Genomic DNA, 12,175 nt, shown 5'->3' on the forward strand with positions numbered 1-12,175 from the left:
GCGAAAACCCCTCTTTCAATAAGGGTTTGAATTGTACTCCGATACGGTCTCAGACATGAGTAGCGCCACTGACGTCGAGACGCGCGACCCTAACGACTTGACGCCCCATCCGAAGAACGACGAGATATACGGAGATGGTGCCCCGGATTGGTTCGTAGAGAGTATTGAGAATAAGGGCATCCGCGAGCCCATCGTCATCACAGAGGAGAGTAATTTCGATGACAGCGAGGTGATTATCAGCGGTCACCGCCGCCATGATGCCGCAATGAAAGCCGGACTCGAGGAGGTCCCGGTTAGGTTCGAGGAGTACGAAACAGCGGCTGAGGAACTTGAGGCGTTGGTCGATTACAACCAGCAGCGAGAAAAGAACTTCAGCCAAAAGATACGAGAAGCCCTCGAACTCGAGTCTGTAGAGCGTTCTCGGGCGAAAGGGCGTCAAGGAACTCGAACTGACCTCGACCAAAATTTTGGAGGAAGTCAATTCGGGACGTCCGCCGAGAAAGTCGCAGAGATGGTTGGCTTCGGAAATCCCGAAACGTACAGACAGGCACGGAAGGTCTGGGTCAAGAAAGAGGAGGGATACGACTGGGCAGAGGAGCTAGTCGAATCGCTGGACGAGGGCAAAGAATCCGTATACGGGGCCTTTCAGGAGGTCGAAAAGCGAGAGCAGTGGGCGGAGAACCGCGAAGCCGTCGAATGGGAAGAACTTGAAGGATTGGAATACGTCTATACTCCTGCTGACCTTGTACGCCTGTTCGATGAACTCCAGAGTGAATCCAAGGAAAATGACTGGTGGGCTACGGTCGACTCGTTGTATGCCGAATTGGCGGATAGACACGAAGATCTCGATGGTGGATTCCATTTTGCCGTTGACCGTGGGAAGTATGAAGTATTTCAGGCGTTCCTCTACCTGCTCGAAAAAGAGGGTAAAGTGACGTTCGACGGAGACACTTCGAGTCCTGAACCGTCGTCCTTGGTCGATAAGAAACCGGATGCTGAAACCCTCGAAGAACTGTACTGGGATGAAGATATGCGCCGAGGAGAAATCGGACTACGGTATAACGTTCATCCGCTACTCGTTGGCATCTGGATGTACGAGGAGGATATCCCAAGGAAACGAGGAGGCTTGAACGAGAGTACTCAGGAACGGATCGATGAGCAACGAGGAGATGCCGAGAATACCGATTCTTCGTAGGCGGCACTCACGCGCCGTATGAGCAGCGATAATATTTAGCAGACTACCACGCTGCCTCTGATGGAGAAATTGTTCTCACGGCATTCTCATTCGTCTGACGCGATTCTGACCCTGCTACTTGATGATAGGCGTGCTTGATTCCGGTATTGTTTCTCGGAGGGACACCGACCAGTACATTCGTCACTATTTTGATGGCTGGATATCACCTATGACGTATGTCCGCTAAGGAGGCCAAATTTCACGGGATTCTCTACACCCGACTTCTCGACTATATCGACGAGAACGAGACGCTATTCGAGGAGCCAGTGTCAGAAAAGACGACCGAATCTGGGTTCGCTGATATCTACATTCCCAGTGCACTGAACGGCGAAGTCGTGATCGAGGTCAAGCGGGACGATATCTATCCTCGAGAGCACGAAGTCGTAAAGCAGGCGCGAGGATACGCAGATGAGTTAGATGCCGAGTTCTACGCCACCTGCAACTCAAACGACCTCTTTCTGTACCACGATCAAGGGGAGATCGAGATGCAGGACGTCGACTTCTACTACTTCAACCTCCGCGAGGTCCAACTCGAGGAGGCTATCCCGCAACTACTTGGCGTCGTCGAGCACGTCCACGAGGAGCAGTCGCTACCGGATCAGTCAGAGCGTGAGCGAGTTGTCGGGGTCCTGCGCTCATTCCATTCGTCGATTTGGCCGTCGTATGCAGCACTCGCCGAGAAAAAGCACGGTCGAAACGAACGCTTCACCCAACAGTTCGACGAATGGGTAGCAGAGAACGATTACGGTAGTCTCGATGAGGATGAGCAGTTCGAGATTGCAGGTAAGCAGTACGCCTATCTACTCACCAACAAGGTCCTGTTCTACGAGGTCGTCAGGGAAAAGACGAAACCCCAGTACGATCCTGAAGTTGGAGATACGGTAGTTGAGATAGAGACGGAGAGTGGTTTTGAACTCGACTCGCTACACGAGCATACGACGCTCTCGAACCTCGAAAATCATCTTCAGAACCAGTTCGAGACCATCATTGAGGAGATCGACTACGAACCAATCTTCAACAGTGGAAGCAGTCTATTCGCCGATTTCCCGCAGAACAAGAAGACACTGCGAACGCTGGAGGACTTTCTCTCGAACATTGAAGCGGAGGAGATCGTTGCGCTGGACGAGGACCTCCTCGGAGAAATTTATGAGGAACTCATTCCGATAGATGAACGAAAGGCCCTCGGTCAATTCTACACCCATCCCAAGATCGCCGAAACAATTAGCGATTGGTCGATTCAGCCGAAGGAGGATGGTCACCCTCGTGTGCTCGATCCAGCGTCAGGGAGCGGAACCTTCACCGTTGAAGCGTACAAGCAAGTCGCGGATATGGCACCAACCGCGTCCCATCAGGAGATTGTCGACCATCTCGTTGCCGTCGATATCAACCGCTTCCCGCTCCATCTGACGGCGCTCAACGTCGCCAGTCAGAACATTTCAGAGCGGACTGACCGGCTTCACCTGTTCCACGATAGTTTCTTCAATATTGACCCAGAGACGGCGTTCTTGGAGACGTCGAGGGTCGACGGTGGAGAGCAGGAGGTACTGGGAACCTTCGACGCTGTAATCGGGAATCCGCCATATATCGATCAGGGGAGCCTCTATCCGACCAAGGAGCATTTCCGAAGCCATCTGAAAGAGTTCGGAAGTGGTAAATCGCCGTATCACGACGGAAACAAGCGTCTGAGTAAGCGATCTGACGCCTACGTCTACTTCGTGACTCATGGGACTCAGTTCCTCGATGACGGCGGTCGTCTCGGGTTCATTATTCCGACGAAGTGGATGATGACGGGCTACGGTGAGGACTTCCAAGAGTTCGTCTTCAGTGAGTATAAACTCGAGGCAGTCGTCGGCTTTGGCGCTCGTGCATTTGAAGATGCGTTCGTAGACGGCGCGCTAATCCTACTCGAGAAATGCGAGGATGAGGAAGAACGCCGGCAGAACACGACCAAGTTCATCCAGATTCGGGATTCGATGGAAGTCGAGGACATACTCGATACGGTCAACTTCGACTACGGGCTGGACACTGACCGGGAAATCCTCGTCCAGAACCGAGAGGCCTACCGAACAGTGGCAGTCAATCAGGGGACGTTGATGGACAAGGAGACAAAGAAGGTTCGATACTATCTGACGGCCCCGAAAGCCTTCATTGAACTTCTGGAGAACCCGAATATGGTACAACTCGACGAGCTGTTGTCCGACTGCCGCTATGGTCTGAAATCCGGCGCAAACGGCTTCTTCTATATCGAGGAGGAGAATCTCGAGCAGATCGGAATCGATGATCGATTCGTGACGCCACTGGTGAAATGGATTAAGCAGATGGAGAAGGGGGTCCCACTGACGGAGGAAACGACAGACCTCTACGTCTTCCATCTTCACGACTATATCGAGGAAGTACGTACGCGTGATGATGTACGCGGTGGTGACCTTGAGCAGCGAGTAAAGAATGCGCTCAAGCAGGATGGATACGAACGAGCGCTCGCTTACATCAAAGAAGGTGAAGCACAAGGATACAACGAGAACCGTACCTGTGCTACACGTGAGGTCTGGTTTGACTTAGGAGACGTCGAACCTGCGGACATCGTTCACCCAAAGGGATTCAAGTATCGGGTCTTCGCCAGCCGGAACGAGGGACTCATCGTCAATGATAGACTGTACTGCCTCGACGTCAAGTCGGAGGTCGACGAGTACGCTCTCCTCGGATACCTGAACTCGACAGTGTATCAGGCAGTCGTAGAGACTTGGGGGCGTAACGAAGGGCGTGGAATGCTGGAGATGATGACCTACGAGACGCAGCAAGTTCCCGCTCTGAATCTACCAGAGATGTCAGAGGAGGTCGTCGAAGAATTGCGGGATGCATACATCGCTTTCGAGAACGGGGAGGAAGGCGCACAAGACCGGCTCGACGAGTTGGTATTATCAGCAGCCGGGATTGAGACTAGCGTTGAGGACTTCCAAGAGTTGACTATGGGTGTGACGAACCGGAGAAACGAGAAAGGTATGTCGTCCGAGATAATGGTCGAGGACGTGGATACTCTGGAGGAACTCGGAACTCATACATTCGAGATCGGCGGTGGACCCGATGAGCAGGAGGCCAACTCTGAACTCTCCGAGTTTATGTGATGCCAGAGGTCGTCAACGTCGTCGCTGCTGGCAATGTAGGACGGGAACTCGAGATTCGCGCCGTCGGTGAGGATATCGATGCGACGGAGGTCAAGGGTGCGAGTGACGAGTATCAGACGCCAACGCTCTACCTACGCGATCAGGAAGACAGTCCGCTCGTAACCGTCTACGAGTCTGGGTCTTACCATATCTCGGGCGCAACGTCCATTGAGGAGGCAGAGAAAGCGCAGAACTGGCTAATAGACTCGTTGGAGTCTCTCGACATTAGAGGTTTAAACCCGACGTTCGAGGTCAAGAATGTCGTTGTAGTAGGCGACCTTGAGCAGAGCGTAGACTTGAACGAGTTAGTAGTACGATTTGGGTTTGAGCAGACCGAGTACGAACCCGAGCAATTTCCGGGACTGGTATACCGTCCGTCCGACATTCAAGCAGTGCTCCTCATCTTCGCATCTGGACGAGTAGTAATTCCCGGCTCATCAGACGTCGAGACTGGGTTCGCAGCGTTCGAGATGCTCCGAGATCGACTGAACGAATACGACTAACCTCGAGTAACCCGATCTCGTCAAAGCGGGTAGGACGCGATTTGAGGGACGAAAAGTCGGCACTCGAGGCGCTCCGATGCTTTCCGCTGCTCCAGGATCGAAATTCGTTCTACGAGCATTCTCGAGCCGTAGAAAGCAACTCGACGATTAGCGCCCTTCGGAGCCGACCTGAATCAGAAAGATAGCAGCTGCGAGGACGAGAGTTAGACCGATAGCGGGGACTAGTGCCTGTACGATCGACTCCATCCCCGCATTGAACGCAGCGGTCATGTCGTACTCGGGGTTAGTCATGTTCCGAGTCATCGCGAGGACAATGAACACTGCAGGGAGGAGTCCGATGAGCGTGATAATCGCGCCAGCGTCCTCGAATGCCTGTGCGAATCCCATACTCGAGATTACTACGAGTCAACAGATAAGTCATTCTCCAAAATTGCCTCGTTCTCGGTTTGTCTCACTGCTGAATACCTGCTATTCCATCGACGAGATCCAGTAACCGATACTGATGTTCGTTAGAAAAGCATTTACTTATACAGTGACTTGTTGCTGCTATGCCAAAGGCAAAATATCGATTTGGGGAGGTCGAAACTACGGAGGGGATTCCGCCGATGGACGCCATCGCGGAGGAGATTGATGGAATCTACGGATACGAGGGGGAGAAGCGGGGTGTTTCTGTCGAATCATCTGAAGACGAGTACGTAGTTGGCGATGACTACATCTTCGCTCGGTTTGTTCAGGAGGTCACCGAGGAACGACGAGAGATCGAAGAAGGGGAAGTCGTGATTGGCGAGGGTAACATCGCTCGGATTATGCGTTTCCTCCTTACTCGAGACGGTGACTATGCGTACGAGTCCACTTCTGGCGTCTACGATGATGATGCCCTCGAGTATTTCATCGGGGAGGATTCATTCGAGATCGGCTTCGAGTGTAACCGCTACAACCGATTCACGCGAGAACAGATGTGGGACTTCTACGAGAGCGCATTCCGCGTTCGGGGCATGAAACTCGAGGAGATCGCCGAACTCGATAGGGATGAAGCAGACGTTGACTCGGACGTCGAGGAGCATGTCGAGGACGCTGGTGAAGATACGATCCGGGCCGAGTTCAGTACGGGCTCTCGGGACAATAATCTCAAATCGCCCGATATCGTTGACGGATTCGCGCAGCAATCCGAGATCGACTACATTCGTATGAAGGATTCGGAGGGGCAGATCAACGAGGCGTATCAGAGCGGTCGATACGTCTACAGTTACCCTGCGGATCTTAGTCTGGAGGAGCAAGCAGAACGAACGAGACAGGTGCTCTCGGACGTGAAGTCTGGACTCGTTCAGGAAGACGAGGATTAGCGACGATCTCGTGAGCGGCACTCAGCCGCTCGTCATGCCGATTAGTTAGAAGGCAGACCATTCCCTCAGTGAATCTCGTCGGATCGCAGAGGACGGGAATGAAGCGGCCTCAAATCGCAGTGGAAATGAGGGGGTCGTCTCGAGTCAGATGTTCTCCAAGTACCCCTTCCGAAGTTCCCGCTTCTCTGTCTCTGAACGGGCGTCATAGTGTTTGTCCAAGACCTCGACGCTGACATTGACCCGGTCAGCGGTGATCTCCTTGGGGACGTCTGCGTTCAGATGAGCAGTGATCGCGCTCCGTCGAATCGGATGGGGACTGACGCTCGAAGGGCACTTGCTTGCGTGGTCGAATGTACTCGCTTCACACTCCTCGAGATCTCGATCATGGGGACACTCGCCCGTATAGTGGCAGGGTCGAGTCAGAGTATAGATGTGCTTCTGGATCTGGGACTTGTAGACGCGACCACTTTTGGTCGAGAATAGCGGCTCGCGTCCATGGTCGTCTTCGACCTCGCAGCGTTTCATCTGAATATAGTCGTCGAGTACTTCGCAGACTTCCGCTTTCAGATTGACCTCGCGCTCGCCGCTCTGCTTGTTCTTGAGTCGAGTGCCCTGCTCCGGGCGATGGCGAACCTCGAGATATTGCTCATCGGGATGGTAGTCGTCGAGATCGAGCGAGTGAACGCTCCCAGTACGCATGCCAGTGTGCCAGAGCACGTAGAATAGGGCATGGCGGAGCGTCGCGTATTCAAACTTCGTCAGGTAGTCGAGTATCTCATCGGCCGTCTCCGAGTCGATAGCGATGTCTCGGGCGTTCTCACCGGGGTCGATGTCCGGCATCATCACGCTCTCCGCTGTCCCCTTCTCGACGAAATCGAGCTTCTCACAGAAGCGTAAGAAGACTCGAAAGGTGCTGAGTTGGTTCGAGAGCGTGACTGAATTGACGTCTCCCTCGTCTCGACGGTAGACCTTGTACTCGTAGATACGCCTCCCGGTCATCTCGCTCATATCGTCGAACTCGTACTCGTCGCACCACTCGAGGAAGCGCTTGAGATGGTACTTGTGGTTTCTGTACGTCGACTTGGTGACCTCGGCCTTGCGATCTTTCAGGTAGAGGTCGATCGCTTCATCTGGCGCGATTGATTCGGGCATGGTTTTCATCTCCGAATCGCGCCACAGCGGGGCTCTCCGACTGAATCACGGAGGAAGTCGGCAGTTCAAATCTGCCCCAACCCATTTTTGAGCGACAAATTACGAGGAGCGAAGCGACGAGTACGTCGCCCAAAAATTGTTACGGCAAATAGAAGAGGCGCGCGCAGCGCAAGTGAAAACGTCTCGGCGTAGTTCAAATCTGCTCAATCCGTTCGTCCTATACACGGTTACTCTCGGGACGTCTCTGACAGCACTATTACGGTAACGGGATTTACATTCTGCCTTTCGAATGCTTTTCTAACTCCGAAGCAGGTCGCCGTCACGACTCCTCGAGTGTCGACGTTTTCGCCGGCCCCTCCCGAAGCGCCGTCGCGGACACGTCTCGATGTCCCTGGACGAAGGCGACGCCACGATCGGATTCGTTGGCGGTTTTGTCGCTCTGAACCGGGCTCTCGAGGGAAAATCCAGCCTCAGCGTCGAGAAAGACCACCTTCTGTTCGCTGCCGTACCGATCAGCGTCAGCGTCCCGGAGTTGCTGGACAGCGGCGACTAACTCGTCTTTCTGACGAGGTGTGAGGAACCCCGCGTTCGCTACTGCGTCCTCGGTGAGTTCGACGCTCTCGAGGGAAGCGACCAGGGACTCACTCGAGGGAATTCCGTAGACGAAATCCGAGACTGGTCGCTCATCGGAGTCCATCCGGACTCAACTGGAGGCGACGAGGATCGATTTCCGTCCCTTTTCACAGGTACTAACTACCGGATGAAAAGACTGTCCACCGCGAGTAACCTCGTTGTTTTAAACTTGTACGCATAACGGTCTCAGATGGGGACGTCAGATGAACAAATTGACGACATGATTGACATTTTGCTGATCGAACCGAATCCCGGAGACAGCCGCCTCTTCACGGAGAATTTCAACGACGCAAAACTTCTGAATACAATTCACACCGTCTCCGACGCGGAATCGGCTCTCGATTTCCTGTATCAACGGAACGACCACTCGGACAAACCTCGTCCCGATATCGTCTTACTCGAGCCTCAGTTGCCTGGAAAAAATGGTATGGACGTATTATCGGAACTGAAAAACGAATCGGCTCTGAGTGAAATCCCGGTCATCGTGCTCACGAGTTCGGAGGTGGGAGAAGATATCATCCAGTCGTACGGGATCGATGCCGATTCCTATATTCAGAAACCGGTCGAGCCCGACGAGTTCGTTGAGTTCGTCCAGTCTATCGAGGACTTCTGGTTCGCTATCGTTCAGAAGTCACCGTAGTGATCATCATCTGCTCGCTCTATCCGATTACTGAACTGGGGTATCGGAACCATCTCTGAGTAAGCTCGTTTTATCAGCACTGAGCGGTTACCGCTATGGCTCCCTCGTCCGCTTTCTATTCGTAACGTTCTGTTACAGAGAGACGTAGATCCTCGGTCAATCCTGATTCTCGTTCCGAATTGGTGACGGACTGAACGCTCTATTATGAACAAACTGAGTAGTGGAGTGGCAAAGCCACCCCACGAGAGCGCACCCGCTGGTGGATGCGAAGAGTTGCAGTATGAGTGGAGGCGGCGAATCGGATTTCCCAGAGGCTCGCGCACTCCAGTACTGACCGAAACGCAGGCAGGCTTATCTTCCGTGTTCGGGATGGGTACGGGAGGAACCCCGCCGCTGTGGCCGCCGTAACGCCGATTCACGGAATCGAACCGTGATCATGCCAATATCGGTGGCTTGTGACCGTGTGTATGTGTAGTCCAGTTTGCGTCCGGACCCGTTCGCGGGTACTGTTGATCCGAATGCGGTTATGATTGTGTGGCTCGATCAGTTAGTGCTCGCGGGCTCAATGCCTCGTTGCCTTGGCACGTACACCCCGAGTCTATCGAACTCGTCTTCTACGAGTGATCTCGGTGGTATCTCTTTTCCAGGTGGGTTTCGAGCTTAGATGCGTTCAGCTCTTACCCCGTGATGCGTGGCTGCCCGGCACGTGCTCTTTCGAACAGCCGGTACACCAGTGGCATCCATTCGTAGTTCCTCTCGTACTATACGAACGTTCCCGTCAGATACCGTAACACCCCCAATAGATAGCAGCCGACCTGTCTCACGACGGTCTAAACCCAGCTCACGACCTCCTTTAATAGGCGAACAACCTCACCCTTGCCCGCTTCTGCACGGGCAGGATGGAGGGAACCGACATCGAGGTAGCAAGCCACTCGGTCGATATGTGCTCTTGCGAGTGACGACTCTGTTATCCCTAAGGTAGCTTTTCTGTCAGCAATTTCCCGCATCAAGCAGGATAATTGGTTCGCTAGACCACGCTTTCGCGTCAGCGTCCGTCGTTGTGCCGGACACTGTCAGGCTTCCGTATGCTCTTGCGCTCTTTCCCGAGTCTCCGACTCGGGTGAGGAAACCTTGGGGCGCGCTCGATATCTTTTCAAGCGCGTACCGCCCCAGTCAAACTGCCCGGCTACCAGTGTCCTCCGCCAGGAGTGAGAGTCGCAGTCACCATCGGGTAGTATTTCAATGATGGCTCGGTGAGCGCGCGCGGCTACCTGTGTAATGCCTCCTACCTATGCTGCACAATGGCGACCACGTCTCAGTGACAGCCTGCAGTAAAGCTCTATAGGGTCTTCGCTTCCCCTTGGGGGTCTCCAGACTCCGCACTGGAAAGTACAGTTCACCGGGCCCAACGTTGGGACAGTGGCGCTCTCGTTGATCCATTCATGCAAGCCGCTACTAAAGCGGCAAGGTACTACGCTACCTTAAGAGGGTCATAGTTACCCCCGCCGTTAACGGGTCCTTCGTCCCCTTGTAAGGGGTGTTCAGATACCCGCACTGGGCAGGATTCAGTGACCGTACGAGTCTTTGCAGATTTGCGGTCACCTATGTTGTTACTAGACAGTCGGAGCGCCCGAGTCACTGCGACCTGCCTCTTTCCGAGGCAGGCATCCCTTCTTCCGAAGGTACGGGACTAACTTGCCGAATTCCCTAACGTCGGTTGATCCCGACAGACCTTGGCTTTCGCCGCCATGAGTACCTGTGTCGGATCTCGGTACGGACAGTGTGTTTGCCTTTTCACGGGCTCTAGGTTGACCTCTCTTGCGCTATCCAGCCATTCGTTCGCTTCGTGCCATTACGGCTTCCACGAATTTCGACTGTTCGACCGGGCGAATGCCCGGCAGAGGCGGCCCCAAAGCGTTGGCTTTGAGTACACACTGGCATAGGAATATTAACCTATTTCCCTGTTGTCAGCTTCGACTTACGGGCTGACTTAGGACCGGCTAACCCTCAGCTGATCAGCATTGCTGAGGAACCCTTACTCATTCGGCCGTCGGGGTTCACACCCGACTAACGCTGCTACTATGACCAGGATTTTCGTTACTGAACGGTCCACACGATCTCTCGACCGTGCTTCCGCCCGAACAGAACGCCAACCTACGAGATCACCAGTTGAGTGGTGCTGCTAGGTCTCGGTGGTAGACTTGAGCCCCGATCATTTTGGGCGCCTCAAACCTCGGCCGGTAAGCTGTTACGCTTTTCTTAGAGGGTAGCTGCTTCTAAGCTCACCTCCCGGCTGTCTAGGGCTTGAGACCACCTTCGATCGCACTTAGTCTACACTTGGGGACCTTAACCCAGCTCTGGGTTGTCTCCCTCACGGTACACAGGCTTACCCCGTGCACCGGACTCCCTGCGTCAAACGACGTTCGTAAGTTTGGAGTTGGACAGGGGGGGCGCACTCCTCTCGGAGTGCGGTCCCCCAATCCGTCGCTCTACCTCACGAACTATCTCAGCAGAGGTCATGCTTCGACATGTTTCGGTTGGAACCAGCTGTTTCTGGATTCGATGGGCCTTTCACCCCTAGACGTAAGTCACGAGAGGGTATTGTAGGACACCAACTCTAACAGACTTCCACGTGCCTTTCGGCACGCTTCATCTTGCTCACGCCTAGATCATCCAGTTTCGGGTAATGCCCGTTTGACTCCCCGCGCTTGAACACGGCGGCCCTCACGCAAAGCGCTGCGGCCCTGTCGGTTTCCCTACGCCTCCCCGGATAATCCGGTTAGACTCGTCAAACAGGCATACTCCCTGGTTCGTTTTTCAAAACGTACGACGGAACACCGGCTTCCTGATCGTCCTACTATGGGTTCGCACCCAGTTCGTTTTGATCAGGACCTTGTGTGCCCCGTCGCTCTATCGCCAACTGATTTCACGCCCTATTGCACCTCCCTTCTCGGGGTGCTTTTCAGCGTTCGCTCACGCTACTTGTTCGCTATCGGTCTTGAGGAGTGTTTAGTCTTTGCAGTCGATGCCTGCAACATTCACGAGGAATATCCAATCCCCGCTACTCTGGAGCTGACTCGTCTCTTACTCTGCAACAGTACGGGACTGTCACCCTGTGTCGTACTCCGTTCCAGGAGACTTCGTGTTGTATTTCGGAGAGTGATCGTCAGTCCGAACACCACATTGCCCGTAAGGGCTTCGGTTTGGACTGTATCGCGTTCATTCGCCATTACTAACGACATCACGTTACGTTTTCTTTTCCTGTCGATACTAAGATGTTTCAATTCTCGACGTTCCCCATTGCGCGAAGCAATTGCGGTGGGGATTCCCATTCGGAGATCCCAAGTTCTTTGCCTCCGTGCGGCTCCCTTGGGCTTATCGCAGCTTGGCACGTCCTTCTTCAGCTCTCAAGCCGAGCGATCCACCAGCTGGCACAGTAGCCACGTTCGTCGGATCGGGGTTGCAACGCGGCGTTGCAACCGTAGAGTGACCCGGGAACGGGTCCAGTG

8 protein-coding genes and 2 rRNA genes are annotated in these 12,175 nt (G+C 54.0%); 5 read left to right on the plus strand and 5 right to left on the minus strand.

Translation table 11 applies throughout. The annotated features are described in order from the left end of the window. The first annotated feature begins 55 nt into the window (after positions 1–55). The 3 genes from NED97_RS11260 to NED97_RS11270 all read left to right on the plus strand — a co-directional run bounded on the left by NED97_RS11260 (position 56) and on the right by NED97_RS11270 (position 4,898). Positions 56–1,195, plus strand: a complete 1,140-nt coding sequence (locus tag NED97_RS11260; protein ID WP_252487140.1) for a ParB/RepB/Spo0J family partition protein — start codon at positions 56–58, stop codon at positions 1,193–1,195. Positions 1,196–1,410: 215 nt separating this feature from the next. After that, entirely contained in the window at positions 1,411–4,356 is a 2,946-nt protein-coding gene (locus tag NED97_RS11265; RefSeq protein ID WP_252487141.1) for an N-6 DNA methylase, read from the plus strand. Beyond that, positions 4,356–4,898 (plus strand): TATA-box-binding protein, encoded by a 543-nt coding sequence (locus NED97_RS11270; RefSeq protein ID WP_252487142.1) that lies wholly within the window; start codon positions 4,356–4,358, stop codon positions 4,896–4,898. Before NED97_RS11265 ends, NED97_RS11270 begins: the two co-directional genes overlap by 1 nt. A gap of 147 nt (positions 4,899–5,045) precedes the next feature. On the opposite strand, the gene NED97_RS11275 is transcribed toward NED97_RS11270, so the two are convergent. Further along, on the minus strand, positions 5,046–5,285 hold the full coding sequence (locus NED97_RS11275; RefSeq protein ID WP_252487143.1) for a hypothetical protein: 240 nt from the start codon (positions 5,283–5,285) through the stop codon (positions 5,046–5,048). A gap of 161 nt (positions 5,286–5,446) precedes the next feature. Between NED97_RS11275 and NED97_RS11280 the strand changes: the two genes are divergently transcribed. After that, positions 5,447–6,241 carry a hypothetical protein gene (locus tag NED97_RS11280; protein ID WP_252487144.1) on the plus strand — a complete coding sequence of 265 codons (795 nt, stop codon included), beginning with the start codon at positions 5,447–5,449 and terminating at the stop codon, positions 6,239–6,241. A gap of 144 nt (positions 6,242–6,385) precedes the next feature. Here NED97_RS11280 and NED97_RS11285 read toward each other — a convergent pair whose 3' ends face one another. Together NED97_RS11285 and NED97_RS11290 are read right to left on the minus strand one after the other, a co-directional pair. Beyond that, on the minus strand, positions 6,386–7,393 hold the full coding sequence (locus tag NED97_RS11285) for a tyrosine-type recombinase/integrase (protein WP_252487145.1): 1,008 nt from the start codon (positions 7,391–7,393) through the stop codon (positions 6,386–6,388). Positions 7,394–7,712: 319 nt separating this feature from the next. Then, on the minus strand, positions 7,713–8,090 hold the full coding sequence (locus tag NED97_RS11290) for a hypothetical protein (RefSeq protein ID WP_252487146.1): 378 nt from the start codon (positions 8,088–8,090) through the stop codon (positions 7,713–7,715). A 126-nt stretch (positions 8,091–8,216) separates the two neighbouring features. Here NED97_RS11290 and NED97_RS11295 point away from each other — a divergent pair, with 126 nt between their 5' ends. Continuing rightward, on the plus strand, positions 8,217–8,666 hold the full coding sequence (locus tag NED97_RS11295; protein WP_252487147.1) for a response regulator: 450 nt from the start codon (positions 8,217–8,219) through the stop codon (positions 8,664–8,666). A gap of 285 nt (positions 8,667–8,951) precedes the next feature. Here the strand turns inward: NED97_RS11295 and rrf are convergent. Together rrf and NED97_RS11305 are read right to left on the minus strand one after the other, a co-directional pair. After that, a 5S ribosomal RNA gene (gene rrf, locus NED97_RS11300) occupies positions 8,952–9,073 on the minus strand. A gap of 122 nt (positions 9,074–9,195) precedes the next feature. Then, positions 9,196–12,115, minus strand: a 23S ribosomal RNA gene (locus tag NED97_RS11305). Between the last annotated feature and the right edge of the window lie 60 nt (positions 12,116–12,175).

This window comes from Natronococcus sp. CG52 (assembly GCF_023913515.1).
Lineage (GTDB): Archaea > Halobacteriota > Halobacteria > Halobacteriales > Natrialbaceae > Natronococcus > Natronococcus zhouii.

Bases quoted from the DNA above. Each gene is read 5' to 3' on its own strand.
- NED97_RS11265 (WP_252487141.1), top strand. From the start codon at position 1,411: ATGTCCGCTAAGGAGGCCAAATTTCACGGGATTCTCTACACCCGACTT.
- NED97_RS11280 (WP_252487144.1), top strand. From the start codon at position 5,447: ATGCCAAAGGCAAAATATCGATTTGGGGAGGTCGAAACTACGGAGGGG.
- NED97_RS11260 (WP_252487140.1), top strand. From the start codon at position 56: ATGAGTAGCGCCACTGACGTCGAGACGCGCGACCCTAACGACTTGACG.
- NED97_RS11275 (WP_252487143.1), bottom strand. From the start codon at position 5,285: ATGGGATTCGCACAGGCATTCGAGGACGCTGGCGCGATTATCACGCTC.
- NED97_RS11270 (WP_252487142.1), top strand. From the start codon at position 4,356: ATGCCAGAGGTCGTCAACGTCGTCGCTGCTGGCAATGTAGGACGGGAA.
- NED97_RS11295 (WP_252487147.1), top strand. From the start codon at position 8,217: ATGGGGACGTCAGATGAACAAATTGACGACATGATTGACATTTTGCTG.
- NED97_RS11285 (WP_252487145.1), bottom strand. From the start codon at position 7,393: ATGCCCGAATCAATCGCGCCAGATGAAGCGATCGACCTCTACCTGAAA.
- NED97_RS11290 (WP_252487146.1), bottom strand. From the start codon at position 8,090: ATGGACTCCGATGAGCGACCAGTCTCGGATTTCGTCTACGGAATTCCC.